The organism is Vibrio sp. R10-SG3-ISO10, assembly GCF_059834185.1.
The window spans coordinates 508,600-532,890 of record NZ_JCBDHG010000020.1 but is presented as its reverse complement, the minus strand read 5'-3'; the positions used below and the strand labels follow the sequence as shown (position 1 = coordinate 532,890).

Annotated in this window: 15 protein-coding genes and 4 tRNA genes; 4 read left to right on the top strand and 15 right to left on the bottom strand. The window is 45.4% G+C overall.

Annotated elements, in window-relative coordinates:
• Nucleotides 1-45: 45 nt before the first annotated feature.
• From AC6R16_RS12450 to AC6R16_RS12430, 5 genes are all read right to left on the bottom strand, one after another.
• Entirely contained in the window at nt 46-6,735 is a 6,690-nt protein-coding gene (locus AC6R16_RS12450) for a VCBS domain-containing protein (protein ID WP_500674542.1), read from the bottom strand.
• Nucleotides 6,736-7,045: 310 nt separating this feature from the next.
• Nucleotides 7,046-8,227 carry a hypothetical protein gene (locus AC6R16_RS12445; protein WP_500674541.1) on the bottom strand — a complete coding sequence of 394 codons (1,182 nt, stop codon included), beginning with the start codon at nt 8,225-8,227 and terminating at the stop codon, nt 7,046-7,048.
• A gap of 8 nt (nt 8,228-8,235) precedes the next feature.
• Entirely contained in the window at nt 8,236-9,030 is a 795-nt protein-coding gene (locus AC6R16_RS12440) for an outer membrane lipoprotein-sorting protein (RefSeq protein WP_500674540.1), read from the bottom strand.
• 12 nt (nt 9,031-9,042) lie between these two features.
• Nucleotides 9,043-11,424 carry an efflux RND transporter permease subunit gene (locus AC6R16_RS12435; RefSeq protein ID WP_500674539.1) on the bottom strand — a complete coding sequence of 794 codons (2,382 nt, stop codon included), beginning with the start codon at nt 11,422-11,424 and terminating at the stop codon, nt 9,043-9,045.
• Between the two features lie 183 nt (nt 11,425-11,607).
• Entirely contained in the window at nt 11,608-12,396 is a 789-nt protein-coding gene (locus tag AC6R16_RS12430; RefSeq protein WP_049846982.1) for a TetR/AcrR family transcriptional regulator, read from the bottom strand.
• A 226-nt stretch (nt 12,397-12,622) separates the two neighbouring features.
• Here AC6R16_RS12430 and AC6R16_RS12425 point away from each other — a divergent pair, with 226 nt between their 5' ends.
• Nucleotides 12,623-13,702: a PQQ-dependent sugar dehydrogenase gene (locus AC6R16_RS12425; RefSeq protein WP_500674538.1), complete on the top strand. Its 1,080-nt coding sequence runs from the start codon at nt 12,623-12,625 to the stop codon at nt 13,700-13,702.
• A gap of 14 nt (nt 13,703-13,716) precedes the next feature.
• Here the strand turns inward: AC6R16_RS12425 and AC6R16_RS12420 are convergent, their stop codons facing one another.
• The 8 genes from AC6R16_RS12420 to uvrY all read right to left on the bottom strand — a co-directional run bounded on the left by AC6R16_RS12420 (nt 13,717) and on the right by uvrY (nt 19,351).
• Nucleotides 13,717-15,204: a diguanylate cyclase gene (locus AC6R16_RS12420; protein ID WP_500674660.1), complete on the bottom strand. Its 1,488-nt coding sequence runs from the start codon at nt 15,202-15,204 to the stop codon at nt 13,717-13,719.
• Nucleotides 15,205-15,550: 346 nt separating this feature from the next.
• Nucleotides 15,551-15,626 (bottom strand) — tRNA-Gly (locus tag AC6R16_RS12415).
• Between the two features lie 18 nt (nt 15,627-15,644).
• Nucleotides 15,645-15,731, bottom strand: a tRNA-Leu gene (locus AC6R16_RS12410).
• Nucleotides 15,732-15,803: 72 nt separating this feature from the next.
• A tRNA-Gly gene (locus AC6R16_RS12405) sits at nt 15,804-15,879 on the bottom strand.
• Between the two features lie 3 nt (nt 15,880-15,882).
• A tRNA-Cys gene (locus AC6R16_RS12400) sits at nt 15,883-15,956 on the bottom strand.
• 238 nt (nt 15,957-16,194) lie between these two features.
• A complete protein-coding gene (gene pgsA / locus AC6R16_RS12395; protein ID WP_500639052.1) occupies nt 16,195-16,752 on the bottom strand; it encodes a CDP-diacylglycerol--glycerol-3-phosphate 3-phosphatidyltransferase in 558 nt (185 codons plus the stop codon).
• Nucleotides 16,753-16,829: 77 nt separating this feature from the next.
• Complete coding sequence (gene uvrC / locus AC6R16_RS12390) at nt 16,830-18,659, bottom strand: excinuclease ABC subunit UvrC (RefSeq protein WP_500674537.1); 1,830 nt, start codon at nt 18,657-18,659, stop codon at nt 16,830-16,832.
• Between the two features lie 47 nt (nt 18,660-18,706).
• Nucleotides 18,707-19,351 carry a UvrY/SirA/GacA family response regulator transcription factor gene (gene uvrY, locus AC6R16_RS12385; protein ID WP_004746682.1) on the bottom strand — a complete coding sequence of 215 codons (645 nt, stop codon included), beginning with the start codon at nt 19,349-19,351 and terminating at the stop codon, nt 18,707-18,709.
• Between the two features lie 324 nt (nt 19,352-19,675).
• On the opposite strand from uvrY, the gene AC6R16_RS12380 reads away from it, so the two are divergent.
• Nucleotides 19,676-22,033, top strand: coding sequence for a DNA polymerase II (locus AC6R16_RS12380; RefSeq protein ID WP_500674536.1), 2,358 nt, complete (start codon nt 19,676-19,678; stop codon nt 22,031-22,033).
• On the opposite strand, the gene AC6R16_RS12375 is transcribed toward AC6R16_RS12380, so the two are convergent.
• Nucleotides 22,030-22,797, bottom strand: coding sequence for a nucleotidyltransferase domain-containing protein (locus AC6R16_RS12375; RefSeq protein ID WP_500674535.1), 768 nt, complete (start codon nt 22,795-22,797; stop codon nt 22,030-22,032). The genes AC6R16_RS12380 and AC6R16_RS12375 overlap by 4 nt on opposite strands.
• Nucleotides 22,798-22,931: 134 nt before the next feature.
• Between AC6R16_RS12375 and yeiP the strand changes: the two genes are divergently transcribed.
• Both yeiP and AC6R16_RS12365 read left to right on the top strand, forming a co-directional pair.
• Nucleotides 22,932-23,498: an elongation factor P-like protein YeiP gene (gene yeiP / locus AC6R16_RS12370; protein WP_272786867.1), complete on the top strand. Its 567-nt coding sequence runs from the start codon at nt 22,932-22,934 to the stop codon at nt 23,496-23,498.
• Between the two features lie 2 nt (nt 23,499-23,500).
• Nucleotides 23,501-23,821 (top strand): HI1450 family dsDNA-mimic protein, encoded by a 321-nt coding sequence (locus tag AC6R16_RS12365; protein ID WP_500674534.1) that lies wholly within the window; start codon nt 23,501-23,503, stop codon nt 23,819-23,821.
• Nucleotides 23,822-23,940: 119 nt separating this feature from the next.
• Here AC6R16_RS12365 and ihfA read toward each other — a convergent pair whose 3' ends face one another.
• On the bottom strand, nt 23,941-24,234 hold the full coding sequence (gene ihfA, locus AC6R16_RS12360; RefSeq protein WP_004746689.1) for an integration host factor subunit alpha: 294 nt from the start codon (nt 24,232-24,234) through the stop codon (nt 23,941-23,943).
• Between the last annotated feature and the right edge of the window lie 57 nt (nt 24,235-24,291).

Sequence of the window (24,291 nt, the reverse complement as noted above, 5' to 3'; positions counted from 1 at the left end):
ACGTAAAAGAAAAGGGAGCTTTACTAGCTCCCTCAATTTCTAATTTTAGTCCACCTTAAAGGCTTGGTGCTGGAACATCTGCTCAACAATCTCATGAGAGCTCGCCGACGCTGATAAATCGAGGCCTGAGATATCGAACTGTTCTAAAGCGATAGATACTGATTTTCCATCGTCTGCCGTTAGGTCAATATTTAATGTCTCTTTGTCTGCATCGAAGCTCGCCGTTAGATGATTTAGCAGATTTTCCATGTCCTTATCTTCATCACCTAATGGTGCCAAAACATCGGTAAAATCAAGCTTATCTTCGTTCAAATGGAAGTCTTTAATAATGTCTTGATCGGCTGTGATATTTAGTGATTCTGAAGAAAAAGCAAACACATCTTTTCCTGCCCCACCCGTTAAGATATCACTTCCTAAACCGCCGATAAGTACATCGTTATCTAGACCACCGATAAGGATATCATCACCTGCACCACCATTTAATGTGTCAGCTCCATCATACCCGACCAGAGCATCGTTACCATCCGTTCCATTCAAGGTATTCGCTTGGCTATCACCTTGAACTATGTTGCGCGACGAATCCGGCTGCGATGTATCTTGAACATCGATAGTAATTTGGCTCTCAGCGACATCACCGTCTGCATCTACGACTCTAGCGATAAACTTATCTTGTTGATGACCATCTACATTGTTCGCTTTGTAGTCATAGCGCCCATTTTCAAAGTTAATCGTAAGGTGACCATGAGTCGTGTCAATTTTCACTAAAGAACTCTCAGACACTGTTTCTATGTGGCCCGCTACACTCTTGGTCACTTCTCCAGTTAGCTTATCGAAATGGTAGGTATCTCCTTCGACGACCATCGTGTCTACCCACTGTTCCTCGCCCCCTTGATGAGTAATCAAGTCACTCTGTAGTTGGCCAGACACGGTTTTGATCAGCAGTTCTTCTATCTGCGCGTCATCAACCACTACAATCGCTGAGCCTTTGTCTGTCGCTATCGGCTCCAGGTACTTCAAATCAGCCCCGGCACCGATCCCTACTGACCAAATATTGTCAATTGTCTGCCCACTCGTCTCGATGCTCTTTTCCATAGCATTTTCGAGGATCATTTTTTCTTCAGCAGTTGTTGGTTCTACCAAACCATCTCGAACTTGCTGGTATCGCTCAGGGCTAGAAAAATCATCTTCGCTACTCCATTTCATTAGACTTTCACGAGCTTTGGTTTCGTAGCCGCCTGACTGATTTGTCCAGCCATCGAAATCTGTCGTGACACCATCAGAAATAAAGTAAAGCTGTGTATTGGTGCTATTGAGCAATGACTGACTCGTTGGGTCTGTAAGTACTTCATGCACTTGATCAATCGCTTGGCTATAAGGCGTCCAAGCCGATGGCTGAACATCAAAGAAGAACTGACGAATGTCTCCTACTGAACTTAGCCACCCAGAAATCTGCCCATCCGGAAAACCACTGTGCGCCGCAATTTTAAATTGTACATCGCCGACATCCTGGTACTTTTCAAACATTGCTGTGATGGAGTCTCTTGCCAGTTCCCAGCGTGTCACCCAGTGTCCGTCAGCATCCAGTACCTGACTACTCATCGACTGTGAAGCATCAAGCGCTATTACTACGGTGTTACTTTGCAGCGCGACATCATTGATTACGTGGTGGGCAGAATTTGAACTAGGCACCGAGTCGGTAACATCTAGGTGTAAAATGGCACTCTCAGATTGACCACCTGCGTTCACCTCAACTTTTGCCGAAATGTCGATCTTATCTGCACCTTGTTCAGCATGATCTAGAGCAGAATGCTGAACAACGGAATAGTGGCCCGTGTTAACGTCGACGCTTGCTTCTAGCACTTTAACGCGATCTGAGCCAGCGCCTGTATATCCGGTTAGAGTAGTTTGGTCTGCGCTCACCTCAAACGACACTGGTTTACCGCCACTGGTGAAGCCACTCAAACTCTGGTCTACTTCAAAGTGATATTCGGCATCAGTCGCAGATCCAAGGTCTGCTACCAAATCTCCTTCTGCATGAGCTCCCGTATCTGTACCTAATTCAGATTCATTTAACTCAGCGTGAGCGTCATTTAAGGACATTGGCTCACCCATAACGCTGACAGTAACCTCAGCGGTATCTTTTAAGCCGTCTTCATCTTCGATGGTGTACTCAAAGGTGTATTCCTTCACTTCACCAGTTTTGATGATACGTTCGTTTGCCGGTAAAGATTCAAGATATTTCGCAGCGTCAAAGACCAACTTCCCGTCTTTAAGAGTTAAGAAGTCTTCTTTTGGATAATCGACAATCGTCAAGTCATCACCATCAGGGTCATGATCATTTGCCAAAACATCTAGCTCTAACGTACCTGAGCCACTGGTTTGGTAACTATCGTCAAAAGTAGTCAGGTCTGCGCTAACTTGAGTAACGAAATACTCAGAACCTTTTGGATCAACAACACCGTCTTTGTAGCTGATCGTCGACATCTCAATACTGTCAAAATAGCGACCATCTGCGTCAATGCTGACGACTTGACTGCCTCCGCGAGTACCTTCAAAGACACCAGTCGCGACTAGTTCACCTTTGTAGTATGCCTTCCAGACTCCACGTTCAATACCAGGCTCCCAGCTACCATTTTTGGTGTCAGTCCAAAGGTTCTTCACCTCCACTTCGGCGTGATTAGACACTTGTCCATTGGCAAATGAAAAACGCATTGCTTCACTTTGGCCAGTGACATCATCGTAACCGATCTGTCCATCTTGGACTCGGTCTGAACCTTTATCGAGTGAAGAACTCACACCGTACTTATGATCGCCATCACCGGTATAATCAGATTTAGACGCATCAGCGACTTTATTTCCTGTAGTAGTATCAATCACATAGTAATCGACACTGATATCGGCACTGTCATCCCAATTGTTCTGATCCAGTGTCTTGGTCGTCGTTTCGATGCCCTTATCATCTTCAGCGATTGGCGCTTCGTTAAGGTCGTTGATAAGCACTTTAACTTGAGCCGTATCTTTTCCATTAAATTGGTCGCGAGCTTCTACCTCAAGTTGGTAACTGTCGATTGTTTCATGATCGAACGTAACACCATTCTTAACACTGATTTCACCAGTTGCCGTATTTATCTCAAACAGGTCAGTGTGATTCGTTAGGTGATAAGTCACCTGACTGTTTTCGTCGATATCGAACGCTTCAACCTTGCCAATAACACCTGTTGGGGTATTTTCATCAACACTAAACTGATAGCTATCTGCGTCGATATTACCTTGCGAGTCACGTCCATGACTGTTATTGCTACCACTGATGAACTCTGGCGCATCATTAGTGCCCGTGATGGTGATTTCAATTTGATGCGGTGTGCCGTCTTGCGAGTACACGGTGAAGGTTTCAATGCGAGTCTGGCCTTCCCCTAAGTATTCCACTTTGCTGTTGTCGACGTTGTACGTCCACTCACCGCCTTCAGTGATGGTCAGGCTGCCCAGTGGCGCCCCTTCACTTGAGTGGTTGTTTGGCGTCACCTCAGTTTTAAAGGTGTCGTTGGCGTTGTTGCCGTCTACATCGACAGACGTCAGTGTGCCCTTATCTTCAAGGATCACATTGCCGTCACCTTCTGTCACTGCGCCTTTATCATCGCCGCTGATTTGCGCGGCGTCATTGGTGCCTGTGATGGTGATTTCAACTTGGTGTGGAGTGCCATCTTGCGAGTACACGGTGAAGGTTTCAATGCGAGTCTGACCTTCACCTAGGTATTCCACTTTGCTGTTGTCGACGTTGTACGTCCACTCACCGCCTTCAGTGATGGTCAGGCTGCCCAGTGGCGCCCCTTCACTTGGGTGGTTGTTGGGCGTCACTTCCGTTTTAAAGGTGTCGTTGGCGTTGTTGCCGTCTACATCAACAGACGTCAGTGTACCTTTATCTTCGAGGATCACATTGCCATCACCTTCCGTCACTGCACCTTTATCATCGCCACTGATTTGCGCGGCGTCATTGGTGCCCGTGATGGTGATTTCAACTTGATGAGGAGTGCCGTCTTGCGAGTACACAGTGAAGGTTTCAATGCGAGTCTGACCTTCACCTAAGTATTCCACTTTGCTGTTGTCGACGTTGTACGTCCACTCACCGCCTTCAGTGATGGTCAGGCTGCCCAGTGGCGCCCCTTCACTTGGGTGGTTGTTGGGCGTCACTTCCGTTTTAAAGGTGTCGTTGGCGTTGTTGCCATCCACATCGACAGACGTCAGTGTGCCTTTATCTTCAAGGATCACATTGCCGTCACCTTCCGTGACTGCGCCTTTATCATCACCGCTGATTTGCGCCGCATCGTTGGTGCCCGTGATGGTGATTTCGACTCGATGAGGTGTACCGTCTTGCGAGTACACAGTGAAGGTTTCAATGCGAGTCTGACCTTCACCTAGGTATTCCACTTTGCTGTTGTCAACGTTATACGTCCACTCACCGCCTTCGGTGATGGTCAGGCTGCCGAATGGCGCTCCTTCACTTGAGTGGTTGTTGGGCGTCACCTCAGTTTTAAAGGTGTCGTTGGCGTTGTTGCCATCCACATCGACAGACGTCAGTGTGCCTTTATCTTCAAGGATCACATTGCCGTTACCTTCCGTTACTGCGCCTTTATCATCGCCGCTGATTTGTGCGGCGTCATTGGTGCCTGTAATGGTGATTTCAACTTGATGAGGAGTGCCATCTTGCGAGTACACAGTGAAGGTTTCAACGCGTGTCTGACCTTCACCTAAGTATTCCACTTTGCTGTTGTCGACGTTGTACGTCCACTCACCGCCTTCAGTGATGGTCAGGTTGCCCAGTGGTGCCCCTTCACTTGGGTGGTTGTTGGGTGTCACCTCAGTTTTAAAGGTGTCGTTCGCGTTGTTGCCGTCCACATCGACAGACGTCAGTGTGCCCTTATCTTCAAGGATCACATTGCCGTCACCTTCCGTTACTGCGCCTTTATCATCGCCGCTGATTTGCGCGGCGTCATTGGTGCCCGTGATGGTGATTTCAACTTGATGCGGTGTGCCGTCTTGTGAGTACACAGTGAAGGTTTCAACGCGTGTCTGCCCCTCACCTAAGTATTCCACTTTGCTGTTGTCGACGTTGTACGTCCACTCACCGCCTTGAGTGATGGTCAGGCTGCCCAGTGGCACCCCTTCACTTGGGTGGTTGTTGGGTGTCACCTCAGTTTTAAAGGTGTCGTTCGCGTTGTTGCCGTCCACATCGACAGACGTCAGTGTGCCTTTATCTTCAAGGATAACATTGCCGTCACCTTCCGTTACTGCGCCTTTATCATCGCCGCTGATTTGCGCGGCGTCATTGGTGCCTGTGATGGTGATTTCAACTTGGTGTGGAGTGCCATCTTGCGAGTACACAGTGAAGGTTTCAACACGTGTCTGACCTTCATCTAGGTATTCCACTATGCTGTTGTCGACGTTGTACGTCCACTCACCGCCTTCAGTGATGGTCAGACTGCCCAGTGGCGCCCCTTCACTTGGGTGGTTGTTTGGCGTCACCTCAACTTTAAAGGTGTCGTTGGCGTTGTTGCCGTCCACATCGACGGACGTCAGTGTGCCCTTATCTTCAAGGATCACATTGCCGTCGCCTTCCGTTACTGCGCCTTTATCATCGCCGCTGATTTGCGCGGCGTCATTGGTGCCCGTGATGGTGATTTCAACTTGATGAGGAGTGCCGTCTTGCGAGTACACAGTGAAGGTTTCAATGCGAGTCTGACCTTCACCTAAGTATTCCACTTTGCTGTTGTCGACGTTGTACGTCCACTCACCGCCTTCAGTGATGGTCAGGCTGCCCAGTGGTGCCCCTTCACTTGAGTGGTTGTTGGGTGTCACCTCGGTTTTAAAGGTGTCGTTGGCGTTGTTGCCGTCCACATCGACAGACGTCAGTGTGCCTTTATCTTCAAGGATCACATTGCCGTCACCTTCCGTCACTGCGCCTTTATCATCACCGCTGATTTGCGCCGCATCATTGGTGCCCGTAATGGTGATTTCAACTTGATGAGTTGTTCCATCAACTGATGTGACGGTTAAAATACGGGTAACTGGCTCGCTGTCTGTATTTAAAGCCTGAACATCTGGATGATCATTGTTGAGTTGATAACTCCAATTGCCATTCACATCAACCGAAAAGCTGCCCCAATTGCCATCTTGTACATTTGTCTGTGGCTGAAAAAAAGCTTCACCTGTGTTGGAATCACTGATGGACAACTGACCACTAGTTTCAAGAACAGTATCCTCTTGGACTGACCCAGAGTCATCCCCAGCAATTATCGCTCGAATCTGCGCAATATCGGTTTGCGAATTGCGGAAAAGATTGAACAACGTGGTACTTTGCTCTGAACTAAAGCCAGCGGTTTCAAAATAAGTGCTAGCAAGAACTTCAGCCCCTATTCTTTCAATAGTTCCTGACTCAGTAAGACTTGAACCGCCCGCACCACCTGCAGCCGTTGCAAACTCATCTCCCAACTCGCTAGGATCCACACCATTCTCAAGTGCTTCGAGTAGTTGAGCTACTTGCTTTGCTGCATCCGGTTCCGGCTGAGGATGCCCAAATTCATTTAAAACATAAATTTGTTCTGGTTGGATTTCATTTTCGAGAGTGGAAATAATCACTTCACCCGACAGTAGTTCATCCATTGAATCTACAATTTTGATACGACCATCTAGGCCAATAACGACATAGGTTTCTGTGGTTAATTTAAATTGTCCAACCAAGAGCGGTACCTCATTCAGCAACTACCAGAATTTCGAAAGATATAACCCACCACTCAGTAATGAGATTTATTTCCAAAATTCAATACATTCAGGTAACAAATGTATCATTAATAACCACCATTAAAACATGCAGACTTGCACCTCCAAAACTGCATGTTTTATTTTGTTTCAAGGTTATCAACAACTTATGCCAGAGCAGCAAAAACCACTAACGGTATGGTGGTTTTGTGAACAATGAGTATCGCCAAAAAAGGGAGCTTATTTGCTCCCTAGTTTAAATTATCCAGAAACATCTTTGATTACATTCATGTCAGAAATAGTATTCTAAAGACATCTGGATAAAGTCATCTTTACGCGCAAAATAGAGCAAGTCATCTGGCGTTTGATTCTCAAACAACCAGGCATCTATTGTCCAAGACAAGTGATTGGTTAAACGGCTAGAGGCTTCTAGCTTAGCGCTATAAACATCGCTGTTATCGAGATCTTGGGTAATGCCCAACAAAATCTCCGTACTATCTTCGTCATTGAGCGCAAGACGCGTTCCTGCAAAGATGTCGTTCTGACCTATGGTTTGAGCATTATTGCCGCGGCTATCGTAGAGATATTCAGCAATCAAACCAAGATCCCAAACCGTATCAAACACGCCAACAATAGTGTATTCAAAGCCAGACACGAGCCCTGTATGGTGTTCGAAACTGTCTCGGTAGATAGTTTCAAGTTTCCACAGCCAATCGCCTACAATACCTTGTACATCGAGGCCAACCTGTTTCGCCTGTGCATAGTATGGCTTCACTTCACCACCAGCCAAACGAAAGTAGGGATCACGATTAGTACCTTGGAAATAGCTCAATCCGACATCCCAATCACCGTACATCTGCGAATATCTCAACGCAAAGTCGACATGTTTTTCTTCCCGTGAGGATTCATAGATGGCGTCTTTAGATACCGGCAACGTAGGACGTAAGCGGCCATCCTTACCCGAAAAAGTGCGCTCTCTAAAGTAAGGCAATACCATGGCGTCTATGGCTCCCCACTCTTTGATCGAGGTAAAGTGAATCATAGGTTGGCCGAGCTTATCTTCGCCATCAACCGCTTCAATAGCGTCAGTTTGATTAACAACATCGACTAAATGGGCAGATTCGGTCACTCCCCAAAACACCTTGCCAATACCTACTCTGATTTCATAGTCATCCCAATAGTTTAGATAGAGAGCTTCACGGATATCGCCATGGGTTCTTTCATCATCTAAACTGTCAAAACGGTAAAAAGGCGTAAAGGTAAAATCGGCGTTCTCTCCCAATTGCCAGTAGAATTCAGGCTGTAGAACCAGAGAGCTCTGACCTTTTCCCTGCCCCTGCTCACCGTCTGAGAAAAACTGCCTATGTTCTACGTTAGCTTGTCCTGCGATTTCAAATCCGTGACATTGTAACGAAATCAATGTCAATATGGCGCTGGCAGAAAGTCTGCCAGCTTTACTTAATAGATCCTTCATATCGCCTCTTACTTCACGCGCTTAAGAACATTCTTTTCGAAATCCTTTTCTCTCAATCCAGTTTGGAAATCGAGATCACTCGTGGTCAGCGTGGTGCTCTTACCCGTTTGGTGGTTCACCATTGCCATGGTATGGGCACGCCAGTACTGGCTTAGGTACTGTTTGTATTCGTCAAACTGCAAGGTTTTTAGCAGTGCTCCTTTGCGATCATAGAACTCAACTTTCAGCGGGCGATAGTGCTCCTTATCTAGCCAGACAAGTTGCTTGGTATAACCAGAGTTCTTATCTGTTGGGATCTGCTCAAGCAGATAAGTTGGTGTGCCATTAACCTCTTTATCGCCCAAATAGTTGAAGGTGTACTTCTCCAACTCAAACGAGCTTAAGTCCTCGTAGGCAAACTCGCTGCCCATAAAAGGCCCTGACTTATTGCGTGAAGAGATACGTTTAACACGCTTTAACGCAGGCAAATACAGCCATTGGTCATCAGCTTCGATACTGTGTGAATGGTTAAGAAAGGCTGTACCCTTCACATCTCGCGGTTGGTCGAAGATGGTGAGACCTTTATCGCCATCCCCGTCGATTTCGAACGACTTTAAGCGCATTTCACGAGTACTGCTTTCACCCTGGGCGTTCTTTAGAATCATCTTCATTGTCGCAACCGAATCACCCCAACCTTCATCGCGAGCTTTACGTTCAGTAGCAATTTCTAACCCTCGCTCTGGTGAAGCCACGACTTGGTTAGAAAACACAACCATGGCTGAAAGGGCGACGGCTTTGATCATTAATTTTGTTTGAGTATTCATAGTGAAATCCTTTTAGCTTTGAGTTTGTGGAATTGGGGTGGGACGAGTTTGTTGGGGCTTATTTTCTGTTCCTTCAACGTAGCTAGCGGTATCAAAACGCATCAGCAACGCAGGTAAGAAGATAAAGTCGACCACAAGAGCAATAAAGATCACCATGGCGCTAAGCTGCCCCATATCAGAGTTAAGTCTGAAGCTCGACATTGCTAGAACTGAGAAACCTGCGACTAACACAACAGTGGTTATCCATAAGGCTCGGCCGACCGTGTGGAAGGCATATCGCACCGCTTGTTCGGCAGATTGCCCCTGTTTACGTGCACGTTGATATTTAGATAAGAAGTGAACCGAATCATCGACGACGATACCTAGAGTCAGCGTCACGACAACCGATAATCCAAGGTTAATTTCACCTGAAAGAAGCGCCCATAACCCAAAACCGATAATGGCTGGTGCCATGTTTGGCACAATACTTATCAATCCCAAGCGAGTTGAACGTAGAGCAAACACCATCAACGCGGAGATCAGGATCAAGGTGATGGGGAGTGTCGACAACATACTAGCCATATTCGTTTCACCAATATGGGCGAACATAAGCGACGGACTAGACGCAACAACTTGATACTGAGGACCATTGGTCGCAAACCAGTTGTAGATGCGTTCTTCCAACTCCACTAGCTCAACACTGCCTAAGTTATCAACCGTCACAACCAGCTTGATAGACGACTTGTCGACGTTGACCTGGTTGTTGAGGTCTAGGCCGTAAGGCAAGGACATCTCATAAAGTAGCAGGTACTGCGCGGCTAACTCTCTATCCAGTGGCAGCTTAAAATAGCTGTCGTCATCAGCATGCATGTTCTTGTTAAGGCGCTTATAAACGTCTGACAAGGTAGCAACATGGTCGGTCTCTGGTTGCAAACGCAGCCAATGGGTAAAATCACCCATTGTTTTTAGGAATGTAGGATCAGCAATACCTTGTGATTCACCGGTTTTGACCGCAATACTGATGCTTGTCATTCCGCTAATGCGCTCTTCCATAAAGTCAGCCGCTTGGCGGAAATCACTGCGTGAATCGAAGTATTTAACGGACTCATCGTTCACTTTGTTCAGCGGTAGTAAACTTGCAGAAACGGCAATGACTAACGCCGAAATTGGCAGCAATGCCTTACGGTAACGAACGACCTTGTCACCGAGTATATCCATAAAGTCTTGCGACGCTGCTGCCTTCTCATCGACAGCTTTGACTTTAATAGGTAACAGTTTCAGCATTGCCGGTAGCATAGACACAGATAGGAAACAGGCAATCATAACTCCAAGCGCAGCCAAGTTGCCGAAATCTCGCAGTACCGGTGAGTCAGACATGTTCATCATCAAGAAGCCAATTGCCGTAGTGACCGAGGTAATTACGATTGGCATAAAGTTGATGGCAACGCTTTGGTCTATCGCGTAAGACTTACTGTAGCCTTTCTTAAGATTTTGCCTCATGGTTGCGATTACATGCACGCAGTCAGCAACCGCTAGCGTCATCACTAAGGTAGGTATATTTACAGTCGCGGTACTTAGGAACATTCCAGCCCAGCCAGAGATCCCCATAGTCGCAGCAACAGAACCTATGATGATGACTAACGTCGCCACCACACTTAGGAACGAACGCAGCATCAGAGTTAGAAATACGAGAATGACCAGTAGCATAGTGGGCACTAGCGTTGAACTGTCTTCTTGGGCTGAGGTCATAAACGCGTGGTTCATAGCGATGATACCGGCTTTATGAAACTCAACCTGTGGGTATTGAGATTGATATTTGGCTAGCAACTGATCAATGTGAGTAACGATTTCAACCACTTCCGCCGTTTCGTCAATTTCAGGCATTTGAACAGTTACGTTAACTACTGTGACATCGCCTTTTTGTGAAATCAGGGAGTCTTTAATCACCGGCTCTGAGAGTGCAATACGCTTGACCTTTTCAATCCGCTCTGGCGTTAAAGGGTAATCTTCCAGCAGCAGATCTTCGACGATCAGATCATCTTCGTAAGCTTCGGTGTGCTGATAGTTTGCGATAGAGTCGACACGGCTAGAATAAGGGACTTGCCATGCATCTTGAGTAAGCTGTTGAACCAAGGTCAGAATGTCAGGTTCAAACACATTGCCGCCAGCAGGTGCAATTACGATGGCAAGATTATCTGATTTTGCAAATGTCGTTTGAATCTCATCAAACGCTCTTAATTGAGCGTTTTGTCCATCGAAGAAGATATTGTAATCACCTCTAAAATAGAGATTTTTTCCTCCAATTGTTGAAACAGTGACTATCGCCAGCGTTATAAGTAACACCCACCAGCTAAAGCGAGTCGGCATGGTCAGCCAAGTAGAAGGCTGTTTTGAATTATTTAGTTGGGCAGTCATCACACTCTCCATTTGTGACGTTTCGTCAAAAGCGGTTAATTAAAAACCAGCAAATGCTGGTACTTAAGTAACAACCTCTGAACCTGTTAATTAGATTCTGAGTATTAGTGCTTTATGTGACGATTCGTCAAAAATGGTGATTTTAAAAGCCCTTACGGGCTTTGATGATGAAATACTTTTAGCCTATCGACCTACAGACTCTAGATAATCTATCTCTTGGGCGAACAACTCTTGCTCTACTCTGCGCCAAGTTTTTCGATAATCCCACTCTGTCGATAAAGGCTTCCAAGCCAAGCCATCCAATAACATGTTGGCGTTATTGAGTACGGTATAGGGATCTTGCAAACGATTGATACAATGGCTATTTGAAGCATTCTGTGTCAATGCATTTGAACCAAAAGCAATTGACCAGTTGGCAAATACGATAGCATCAGAGCCAATACCAGGAGAGAACTTCAAGTCTCCCTGCTCTACTCCATTAAGTACAAGTTGATCAGCATGTTCAATAACTTGTTCTTCGAGAGTATTTAGCTCTTTTACCCTTTCTGGGGAGGCTTTCTCAAGGACCCAAGGGCTCTTTGCCATAATCGCACACGTTGACAGTACTGGCTCCATACGAGCGTAAATACGATAACCAACGTGCAGCGCAATCACCTTTTCACGGGTGTTGCCTTCAAATTCACCAGCGCGCGCAAACAAAACAGCCTCACTTTTCAGTGAATGTATGCACAGCGCCATAATCACGTCTTCTTTACTGCAAAAATGATTGTAAATCGTGCCTTTAGAATACGCACTCGCTGAAGTTAACTTGTCCATCGTCAAGTTACTCCACCCTTGCTCTTGGACAAGCGATTTCGCTAATAGAGTGAGTTCTACCTCTCTATCTGCAATCGCCTGCTGCTTTTTAGTCAAACCAAATGAGCAGCTGGAACCTTCTTTTTTATCACTCTTACTACAGCCAAAACCAAACATGATTATCTAATCCGTCTCAGTCGTTTACTCCCTAACCTTACTATTGTAACACGAATACCAATTACGTTATAAATACCATTAATGACGATTCGTCATTTTTGACACATCGTCATAATAGCGCATTTATTGATCATATCAAGAAAAAGTTAGGTAAAACATTTATGACAGTAATGAATTAACCCAAGTGCTACTATTGCTTGGTAAGCTAATTTCAAATGGATCTTGTATGAAAAATTTTTTAACGTTACTTGGCTTAGGAATATTCTCGACATCTAGTGTTTTCGCCAACAATTGGTACGCGGAACCCCTCGTGGCAGGCCTCAATGTGCCTTGGGGACTTAGCTATCTCGGCGACAGTAAAGTGCTCGTAAGTGAAAAAAACGGCACCGTTGGTGTGCTAAACCTTGAAAACAACACCTACCAAGACATTGGTAAAGTTCCGGACGTACATGTAACTGGTCAGGGAGGGCTCCTTGACATAGCTGTCTCCCCTTTTGACCCTACTCAAATCTATATCACCTATTCAAAATCCGTTGGTAAAGCGATAGAAACGACACTAGCCAAAGCTGCTTATCAAAATGGTCGCCTATCAAAGTGGCAAGATATGTTAGTGACTCGCTCAGGCTCCGATGGCGGGCGTCATTTTGGCAGCCGAATCGCCTTTGACTCGCAGTATTTGTACTTTAGCGTTGGAGACCGAGGTGAACGCGACAACGGACAAGATCTCACTACCCACGCAGGAAGTATTCTTCGGGTGCAAACGAATGGTCAAGCCGTTCAAGACAACCCGTTTGTCGCGGACGAAGGAAAATTAGATGAGATTTGGAGCTACGGTCATAGAAACCCTCAAGGACTTTTCTTTGATGGTGAAAGTAAGAGTCTTTGGTCCATTGAGCACGGCCCTAGAGGTGGTGATGAAGTTAACCTAATCACCAAGAAAGCCAATTACGGTTGGCCTGTGACGTCTCACGGCAAAGAATACTGGGGACCCATTGCGGTCGGAGAATCAACAGAAAAAGAGGGGATCACCTCTCCAAAAAAAGTGTACATTCCCTCTATCGCACCGAGTTCTTTAATACTGTATCGTGGCGATAAGCACCCAGGTCTATCTGGAAAACTCCTTGCGGGTGCACTCAAACTCACTCATATCAACGTTTTGACTTTAAAAGATAGCCAAGTGGTTGATGAGCAAAGAATCCTAGAAGACCTAGGCGAACGTATTCGCGACCTCGAAGCATTGCCAAATGGAGAAATTCTATTTAGCACTGATAGTGGGAAAATTTATCGTTTAGTAAAGGAAGAATAGCATAGTGAGCACATTCAGGTGCTCACTGCTTTGCACTCAAAGCTACTCGACCAAATGACTTTATTGCGACCACTCTGCTTACACTCATACAAGGCTTTGTCTGCTAGATTAAACATCGCTTCCTGTAGCTCTTGATGGGTGTTGAATCTATCATACAAATCTTGCTGCTGGGCAACGGCACCACCTACAGACGCAGTAACAATACCAAAAGGTTGGTTACCTTCATGAATTAAATCCAATCCTGCGATCTCGTGCCTCAAACGCTCTGTGAAGTTCGCGAGTTGACTCAAGTCAGGTCGAGCGCAAAAAATAACAAACTCCTCACCACCATAACGGAATGCTAGATCGCTATCACGGGCCAATTGCTTGATCTTACTTCCGACTCTAGACAATGCGTTGTCACCTTCTGTATGGCCGTATATATCGTTAAATGCTTTAAAGTTATCGACATCGCAAACTATCAAACCCACATAATGCCCTTTGGCTAAATGGCGCTTAAGGAAAGGCACGGCGGTACGAGAATATTTATGACGTGAACCGAGCCCTGTAAGTGGGTCGGTATCCGATTTGGTGCGCAAGATGTTAAGTTGATTATCGAGTTTTATCAGTAACCCTTGATAGGCTCTAGCGAGCTGGCCAATTTCGTCACTTCGATTCAGTTCAGCGAAATCAGTAAGGTCACTGTTTGACTCTCCTGATCGCATATGTTCAGCGAGAGATTTAAGGGGTGAGACAATCCAATGAGAGACCCAACCGATCAGAATCAATGAAATGGCGAGTGCAACGATAGCTTCAGCGATAATCTCTTCAAGTAACGAACGCTGTAGCTGAGTCAATTCGCTCGCGTCAAATACTGCCCAAATCTCACCACCGTTTTTATTGGTCAAAGGTAAGACCACATTAAGCGTGCATAACTCCTCATCAAGGTAGTAGGAATCTGTAGTGACTTCCGGCTTACTCCAAGGTATGAATACATTGTTGGAGACGTAGAGGCTTTCGAGTAACGCTGCATGTTCGCGTTTAACTCTGTTCTCAATGAACACTAACTTTCTGTACTTGGTTAAGTTTTTAGTGCCATTAGCTTCAATCTGAGCTGTCAATGCATTGAGCTTTTTCTCATGCTCCGCTATTTCTTCCTGCTTTACATCTGCGCGCCATAAATAATCAAAACGTTTAAAGTACCGTACTTGAACCTCTTGATTGGAGTAATCAGACTGTCCTGCAATCTCCACAAACTCCAGATCATCAATCGATGCCAGCATCTGTTTAGTGCTTGGCATAGTGAGGTTGGCGTAGTTGATTCCGGCTACGGAGCTTGATATCAAAGGAATATGTGGCGCTAAGGTGAGCTTGGCGATCGACGCAGAATAATCGATGTGACGGTGCCACTCGCTTTGGTAACGTGCATAGCTAAAGCCAGCAACCAAAATAACGACCAACAACAGATGCGAGATAACCAACATCTGATTAATAGAAAATCTCGCGACAAGCTTAGGGATCATCTTAGTCAAGGTTAGTGCTCGCTATTTGCACTAATCAACGACCCATTAGAAAAAAACAGGTAGCAGATATCTTTCGCAGACGAAGCATATGAATAATGCGAAGTAGAACTACACGACTCTCCTAAACAGAAAGTACTGTCAACTAACCAGTTTGGTCTACCCATTCGAACTCATCCTACAACTCTTGGAGCAACTTCATATAATCGAACGTTTATTTTATTCGATTTATAAATAAATTCACAATGAATGTTCAAAAATCAATCAGGACTTGAGAGTTGTAGCAGAGATAAGATGGGTAACGTATATATAGCAAAAAACCCTAGCATTTCTGCTAGGGTTTTAAACTTGGAGCGACACACGAGGTTCGAACTCGTGACCTCAACCTTGGCAAGGTTGCGCTCTACCAACTGAGCTAGTGTCGCATAATGCGTTAGATTAGATGGTGCCCCGGGCCGGACTTGAACCGGCACAGCGCGAACGCCGAGGGATTTTAAATCCCTTGTGTCTACCAATTCCACCACCAGGGCACACAAATCTAAATTTGTGATGGAGACACCATCCGTGATATCGACCCTTGAGGAATCGTTATCAAAATAATTTGGAGCGACACACGAGGTTCGAACTCGTGACCTCAACCTTGGCAAGGTTGCGCTCTACCAACTGAGCTAGTGTCGCAAATGGAGGCGCGTCCCGGAGTCGAACCGAGGTCCACGGATTTGCAATCCGCTGCATAGCCACTCTGCCAACGCGCCTCTGTAATACCAAGATGAAGAGTTATTCACTCGATTCCTCTTGGGTACGGGATGCATTCTACGCATTCGAACTAATGAGTCAACACTAATTTTGAATTTTCGAATCGTTTGTCTATTAAACGTGCAAAACGACTCAAATTAACGAGTTTGTTAGCAAATAAATGAGTAAATCCACTGAGTTAATTGCGTTTACGAAAATGCAAGATACAAAAAAGCGGGCTCTTGCCCGCTTTAAAAATCAGTGGTGTTCTTCACTCAGCAAATCATCTTTTGCTGCCATGAGATACTGTGCCATCGACCAGTAAGTCAGGAAGGTCGCAATGTACAATGCCGCATAACCAACCCAAATCATCCAATCATCGTACCGCCAAATAAGAACCCATAAAGCAAACATCTGACTGAGCGTTTTAACCTTGCCCACCCAAGAAACCGCCACACTCGCTCGTTTACCAATTTCCGCCATCCACTCGCGTAATGCTGAAATGATGATTTCACGAGCGATCATTGTCACTGCCGGAATCGTGATCCAAATGCTGTGGTAATGTTCTGTAATTAAAATTAGCGCTGTCGCAACCAGTACTTTATCCGCTACCGGATCGATAAATGCACCAAAACGAGAGGTTTGGCCCAGTTTTCGAGCCAGCATGCCATCTAGCCAATCTGTAAACCCAGCAACCCAAAACACCATTGCAGCGGCAAAAGGAGACCAGCTATAAGGGAGGTAAAACACAACGACAAATACTGGTATCAAGAAAAGTCGCAACAAAGACAATATGTTCGGGATATTTAAACGCATATTTATTTAAGGCTCTTTTTGTTTGCGTATGGCTCTATTTGGTGCTTCAAACAGCGCCTTATGGTGCGGGATTTTTATTATTGTTTCAATGCTTGATAAATGTTTTCTGCCAAAGAAACACTAATACCCGGCACTTTGGCGATTTCTTCAACACTGGCTCGTTTTAGTTCTTGTAGACCGCCCATGTATTTAAGTAAGGCTTGGCGACGCTTTGGCCCGACCCCTTCAATACCTTCTAAGGCACTGGTTCTACGCGTTTTTCCGCGCTTAGCTCGGTGACCAGCAATCGCATGATTGTGGCTTTCATCCCGAATATGCTGCATAAGATGCAGCGCTGGGGCGTCGCTAGGTAGGTTAAACTCATCCCCTTCCACCGTAATCAATGTTTCCAGTCCTGGTTTGCGAGTCACGCCTTTTGCGATGCCGATCAAATGTGGTCGCTTTGGCCAGTCTCCCCAATATTGAGAAATAATCTCATGGGCGCGGTTGAGTTGCCCTTTACCACCATCGATAAATACGATATCTGGAATCTTTTCTACTTCGAGTTGTTTCGAGTAACGGCGCTCTAGTGCCTGCCCCATCGCCGCATAGTCATCACCACCAGTAATTCCAGAGATATTGTAACGACGATACTCTTGCTTAACTGGCCCTTCATGATTAAACACAACGCAGGAAGCAATCGTGCTCTCACCCATAGTATGAGAAATATCAAAACACTCCATGCGCGTTATACTTTCCATTCCAAGTAGCTCTCGCAGTTCTTTGAAACGCTGAGAAATCGTCATTTTGTGGTTGATCTTGGTCGTAATGGCCGTTAACGCGTTAGTGTTAGAGAGCTTTAGGTATCTACCACGTGTGCCTGTCGGGTTGACATGAAAATGTACCTTACGACCCGCAATCCCTGAGAGCGCTTCGGCCAGCGAGTCAGAATCATCCATTAAGCCCGTGTTGAGTATGAGTCGGGTTGGAATGGTTCTCGCCTCATTATGGCTTAAGTAGTATTGGCTCAAGAAGCTGTAAAACACTTCTTGCTGAGTCGTACTATTGGGAATTTTAGGAAAATGGCTGCGGCTACCCAACACCTTACCTTGGCGAATCATCAAGATATGAATACAGGCAATGCCATTTTCTTGAGCAAAACCGAGCACATCCATATCGTCCATAGAGTCTTCGGAAACAAATTGCTGCTCTTGCACGCGGCGTATTGCTTGGATTTGATCGCGGAACTTGGCTGCCTCTTCAAAACGTAAAGATTGGCTCGCCTGCTCCATTTTTTCAACCAAAGAACTCAGAACTTGTTGGTCTTTGCCTTGAAGAAACAAACGTACTAAATCAACTAGCTCGCTATAGTCATCATCGGAAATAACACTACTGACGCAAGGCGCAGCGCAACGACCAATTTGATACATCAGACAAGGGCGAGTTCGGTTGCTGTACACCGTGTCTTCACATTGGCGAACCGGAAATATTTTTTGGATAAGATGAAGCGTTTCTCGAACTGCGCCTGAGTCAGGGTAAGGGCCAAAATATTCGCCTTTGCGCTTTTTAGCACCGCGATGCATCGAAAGTCTTGGGTGCTTATGTCCGCTGATAAATATGTACGGATAAGACTTATCATCACGTAACAATACGTTGTATTTAGGCAGGTACTGTTTGATGTAGTTGTGCTCAAGGATCAGAGCTTCCGTCTCGGTGTGAGTCACCGTGACATCAATTTTGGCAATATTACTGACGAGAGCACGCGTTTTCTCACTATCTACTTTGATTCTGAAATAGCTTGAAAGGCGCTTTTTGAGGTCTTTGGCTTTACCAACATAGATAACCACAGCCTCGGCATTATACATACGATAAACGCCGGGCTGATTGGTTACTGTTTTAAGGAAAGAGGCCGAATCAAATTGGGTCATACCATTACCATGTATTGGATCTGAAAAACATTGATGGTAATGGCGCCCTATAATGTCTCGGTGTCGATCATTCCGTGTCGAATCGCTAGGTGAGTCAATTCAACGTCACCGCTAATGTCGAGTTTATTAAACAAACGATAGCGGTAGCTGTTTACCGTTTTAGGGCTCAGGTTTAACTGCTCTGAAATGTCAGTCACCTTCTCCCCTTTGGTAATCATCATCATGATTTGCAGCTCGCGCTCAGACAGATCGGCAAATGGGTTTTCCGAAGCCGGAGAAAATTGGCTAAGTGCCATCTGTTGAGCAATTTCTGGTGAGATGTAGCGTTGACCACTATTCACCATACGAATCGCGTTGACCATTTCATCTGGCCCCGCACCTTTGGTCAGGTAACCTGCGGCACCTGCCTGCATCACTTTAGTTGGAAACGGATTTTCCGTATGAACAGTTAAAACGATGATTTTGACATCAGGATTAAAACGCAGGATCTTCTTGGTTGCCTCTAGGCCACCAATACCCGGCATATTCATATCCATTAAAATGACGTCAGCATGGTTACTACGACACCATTTTACTGCTTCTTCACCGCTTTCAGCTTCCCCTGCTACGTTCATTCCACGGACGTCTTCAATAATACGTCGTATCCCTGTGCGAACCAGCTCGTGATCATCTACAAGGAAAACATTTATCAAACTTGTATCTCCACACTATTTAACTTGGCTCTGCTTCCACACATGTGGAATACAGTACAGCTGCCTAGTTTAACTCATAATACTAATTTCGCTTACTCTGAATATGTGCTGAAACGCAAAGTTTAGCAAGTACTTATTTTCATAACTGCTAGTTAAATTGTTATTAATCTAATAATCAATCGCTTAGCTTCTTTTTGTGGTTATTTTTCTACCACCTCAACCTCTCCCAAAGTGGTATTTAAGACCCTTGCTATTTAACTTTATGGGCTTGTGATACCCTACGTATGCGGAAGTTTACCGCGTCATCTCTTTGATAAATTCTACATGGCTATTCAAAACGGATTCGTACTTACTCGGCAAGCCCGTGATATTAAAGGCACTACTCAGATAGATCTTTGGTTATCCACACCACAAGGCCCTACCCAACTGTTGATTGAAGGTGAGAAGCCAGTCTTCTTTGTCTTTCAAGACCAGTTGGAAAGTGCCAAAGCGCAGAGCCAAAACTTGCAAGTCGAATGGAAAACCTTACCACTGAAAGACTTTGCCTTACGACCCGTAGCCGCATGTTACTGTCACTCTATCAAGCAAGCTCAAGTACTCAGCGAGCATCTCAAGCAACATGATATTGTTGTGTTAGAAGACGACATTCGCCTTGCTGACCGCTACCTAATGGAGCGCTTTATAAAAGGCAGCCTGGAGTTTACCGGAGCAGTGCAGAGCAATGCATCACACTTACGATTTAAGCAGGTGAAGTGTCGTCAAGGCGATTACACCCCTGAACTCAAAGTGGTGTCATTAGATATTGAGTGTTCCGAAAAAGGCGTGCTCTACTCCATTGGGCTAGATAGTCCAATGGACAGCCGAGTGATTATGATTGGACGCCCAGAACCGGTCGATACTGACATACAGTGGGTAAGTAATGAGAAAGAGTTGCTGCTAGCGCTGGTTGACTGGTTTAGCCAGTTCGATCCTGATGTTATCGTTGGTTGGAACGTCATCGACTTTGATTTCAGGCTACTGCACAAACGTGCCGAGAGGAATCAGGTCAAGCTAATGCTAGGTCGAGGTAAGCAATCGAGTTTTTTTCGCACATCAAACACTACTCAACAAGCCTTTATATCGATTCCCGGCCGAGTAGTGATGGATGGAATTGATACCCTTAAGACTGCGACCTACCACTTCCGCAGTTGGTCTTTAGAAGCCGTATCAAAAGAGTTACTGGGTGAAGGTAAGCAAATTCACAACGTGCATGATCGCATGGACGAAATTAATCAGATGTATCGCCATGACAAACCCTCACTTGCCAAATACAACCTGCAAGATTGTGTGTTGGTTAACAAGATTTTTGCCCATACCCACCTCCTAGAGTTCGCTATCGAGCGCTCAAAACTGACTGGGGTAGAGCTGGACCGTGTTGGAGGCTCTGTCGCCGCATTTACCAATCTCTACTTACCTCAGATTCATCGTGCTGGCTATGTTGCACCTAACCTACATCCTGAGAACTGGCTAGCAAGTCCCGGCGGTTATGTGATGGACTCGATTCCAAATCTTTATGATTCAGTTTTAGTCCTCGATTTTAAGAGCCTTTACCCTTCCATTATCCGTAGTTTTCTTATCGACCCGATGGGGTTAATAGAGGGATTACAGCAAGAAGTTGGTCTTGAAGAAGAGCAAGCGGTTCCAGGTTTCAGAGGCGGACAGTTTCACCGCACTCATCATTTCTTACCAGAAATGATCGAAAACCTATGGGCTGCGCGAGACGTCGCCAAAAAGAACAATGAAAAAGCCTTTTCTCAAGCGATAAAAATCATCATGAACTCTTTCTATGGCGTACTTGGTTCGTCAGGGTGTCGCTTCTTCGATACTCGATTAGCCTCCAGTATCACTATGCGAGGTCACGAGATCATGAAGCAAACTAAGGTACTGATCGAAGAGAAAGGCTATCAAGTTATCTACGGTGATACTGACTCAACGTTTGTCTCACTTAACGGACGGTTCTCTCAATCACAAGCCGATGAAATTGGCCACCAGCTCGTCGACTACATCAATGAATGGTGGACGAAACACCTGCGTGAAGAATACAACCTCAACTCAATGTTGGAGTTAGAGTATGAAACACACTACAAAAAATTCTTAATGCCAACGATTCGTGGACAGGAAACAGGGTCGAAAAAACGTTATGCCGGGCTTATTGGCGAGGGAGATAATGAGCGACTGATTTTTAAAGGGTTAGAGAGCGCTCGAACAGACTGGACACCATTAGCCCAAGAATTCCAACAAACGCTTTATTCAATGGTATTTCATGGCGAGAATCCAAGCGATTATATTCGTGGGTTTGTCGAGCAGACAAAAGCCGGAGATTTCGATGACAAACTTGTTTATCAAAAGCGCTTAAGAAGAAAGCTGCATGAATATCAGAAAAACATTCCACCTCAGGTACGCGCAGCCAGAATGGCAGATGAAATCAACGGCCAACTTGGCCGCCCATTGCAGTATCAGAATAAAGGTAGGATTGAATACATCATCACTATCGCGGGTCCTGAGCCTGAAGAGTACCAAAAAAGCGCTATCGACTATCAACACTACATTGATAAACAGCTAAAGCCTGTTGCAGAAGCGATCTTGCCATTTATTGGACTAGACTTTACGACTCTCAGTGAGCCGCAGCTAGGACTGTTTTAACCTATTTTGAACTCGGTTTTTTTGTACTGTTTGGCAATCCAATCACCAAACCCATCAAGGATACCGACCACAGAACGCTTGGGAATAGCTCTTCCAGATAGCAGAATACCTAGCCGCTCTATCTCTACCTGCTTGTCAGGGTGGTAACGAAGAAATGCTTGGCCGCACTCTACAGGATCATCAAACCATTGCTTATCTTTGTGCATGATCAGTGAGTAGCTTGCTCGCAGTAGCTTTTTCGCGATAATTTTTTGTGCTTTTACTTGATCTTCTGGCTTGTCACAGCGAGCAATTCGATTGCGATAAACCGCTACCCAATCTTCGACATCCATGTTCCAATGCTTTGCGATTTCCCAACTTGGTTCATAATCACCAAAACACTCTGACAAGTCTTCGCCAAAAATACACACCGAGCAGTGGCGAAGCTGAAAGCCCCACGAGAAAATACTATCCAGACTTGCGACTTCAGAAGCCAAAGCGGTTTTAAACGAGATTTCCGTGATATGCGGGTAAGATTTTTGAAAACGCCATTTGATCGAGTTAAATAGCGTTGTTCGCAGATCACTAAACGAAGATTGAGTGACCACAATCACATCTAAATTTGACGAACCGGGTATTGCAGTCTTACGTGCCACACTGCCATATAGATAAACACTATGCAGATTCTGTCCTAGCCCATTTCTAAGAAAGCTAACCAGATCATCAATCGCAGGTTGATAGTTCGGCTGAAAGGGTTGTTTAGGATTGATCGTTGAAAGATGCATTTGATTGATAACACGAAATAATCGAACTGAATGCGTTAATGTTCGCTCACTGTGCAGGATGAATCAAGATATTCCTTCAGCCAGTGAGTCGGTATATAATCGCGTTAATACCTAACACACGAAGGAAATTGTTCATGCCAAAGGCAAGTGAGCTTAAAAAAGGTTTTGCTATCGAATCTAACGGTAAAACGCTATTAATCAAAGACATCGAAGTAACCACTCCTGGTGGTCGTGGCGGCGCTAAAATATACAAACTGCGTTGTACAGACCTAAACACAGGTGCTCGCGTTGATGAACGCTACAAATCTGATGACGTTGTTGAAACGGTAGACATGTTCAAACGTGCCTCGGCTTTCTCATACGTTGACGGTGATGAGTACATCTTCATGGACAATGAAGATTACACTCAATACACATTCAAGAAAGACGAGATTGAAGACGAACTACTGTTCGTGACCGAAGAAATTCAAGGTTTGCATGTCATCCTAGTCAACGGCAATGCTGTTGGCCTAGAGCTTCCTGCTGCTGTTGAGCTCGTTATTGAAGAAACAGACCCTTCAATCAAAGGCGCTTCTGCTTCTGCTCGTACAAAACCTGCACGTTTTGCTACGGGTCTTACAGTTCAAGTACCTGAATACATTGCAACTGGCGACCGCATCGTGATCAACACGGCGGAACGCAAATACATGAGCCGCGCGTAATTATGGCTGATCTGATCTCATACGATGACGCTATTGATACGGCCTACGACATCTTTTTAGAAATGGCGCCTGATAACCTAGAGCCTGCTGACGTCATTTTGTTCACAGCACAATTCGACGATCGCGGCGCGGCTGAGTTAGTTGAAACTGGCGATGACTGGGTAGAGCACGTAGGCTTTGACGTAGACAAAGAAGTTTATGCGGAAGTTCGCGTTGGCTTAGTCAACGAAGAAGACGATGTATTGGACGATGTGTTCGCTCGCCTGTTAATCAGCCGCGATCCTGAACATAAGTTCTGCCACGCTTTGTGGAAACGAGACTAGTAACTGTTTCCAGACCCCAAATACAAAAATACCCTAGCCTTAGCTGGGGTATTTTTCTATGGGGATACTAGAATTGCTTCTAGTCCCTATACAGGATGTGCCTCTTAGCGAGCTAAGAACTAGTCAACCTTAATGTTTTCAACGCGGGCTTTTAATTTTTGCCCTGGGCGGAAGGTCACTACGCGACGTGCACTGATTGGAATGTCTTCACCTGTCTTCGGGTTTCGACCTGGACGTTCATTCTTATCACGAAGATCAAAATTACCAAATCCAGACAGTTTTACCTGTTCGCCACTTTCCAGTGCCTTACGAATCTCTTCGAAAAACGCCTCAACCGTTTCCTTGGCATCCCGTTTACTGTATCCGAGCTTTTCAAACAGGTTCTCAGCCAAATCGGCCTTTGTGAGCGCCATAAAACTTTCCTCAAAGCTGTGTTAAACATTGCCGCCTCAAGGCAGCACCTAAACATT

Bases quoted from the DNA above. Each gene is read 5' to 3' on its own strand.
- ihfA (WP_004746689.1), bottom strand. From the start codon at position 24,234: ATGGCGCTCACAAAGGCCGATTTGGCTGAGAACCTGTTTGAAAAGCTC.
- AC6R16_RS12365 (WP_500674534.1), top strand. From the start codon at position 23,501: ATGGCTGATCTGATCTCATACGATGACGCTATTGATACGGCCTACGAC.
- AC6R16_RS12380 (WP_500674536.1), top strand. From the start codon at position 19,676: ATGGCTATTCAAAACGGATTCGTACTTACTCGGCAAGCCCGTGATATT.
- AC6R16_RS12420 (WP_500674660.1), bottom strand. From the start codon at position 15,204: ATGATCCCTAAGCTTGTCGCGAGATTTTCTATTAATCAGATGTTGGTT.
- pgsA (WP_500639052.1), bottom strand. From the start codon at position 16,752: ATGCGTTTAAATATCCCGAACATATTGTCTTTGTTGCGACTTTTCTTG.
- AC6R16_RS12425 (WP_500674538.1), top strand. From the start codon at position 12,623: ATGAAAAATTTTTTAACGTTACTTGGCTTAGGAATATTCTCGACATCT.
- AC6R16_RS12445 (WP_500674541.1), bottom strand. From the start codon at position 8,227: ATGAAGGATCTATTAAGTAAAGCTGGCAGACTTTCTGCCAGCGCCATA.
- AC6R16_RS12430 (WP_049846982.1), bottom strand. From the start codon at position 12,396: ATGTTTGGTTTTGGCTGTAGTAAGAGTGATAAAAAAGAAGGTTCCAGC.
- AC6R16_RS12435 (WP_500674539.1), bottom strand. From the start codon at position 11,424: ATGACTGCCCAACTAAATAATTCAAAACAGCCTTCTACTTGGCTGACC.
- uvrC (WP_500674537.1), bottom strand. From the start codon at position 18,659: ATGACCCAATTTGATTCGGCCTCTTTCCTTAAAACAGTAACCAATCAG.
- AC6R16_RS12440 (WP_500674540.1), bottom strand. From the start codon at position 9,030: ATGAATACTCAAACAAAATTAATGATCAAAGCCGTCGCCCTTTCAGCC.
- yeiP (WP_272786867.1), top strand. From the start codon at position 22,932: ATGCCAAAGGCAAGTGAGCTTAAAAAAGGTTTTGCTATCGAATCTAAC.
- AC6R16_RS12375 (WP_500674535.1), bottom strand. From the start codon at position 22,797: ATGCATCTTTCAACGATCAATCCTAAACAACCCTTTCAGCCGAACTAT.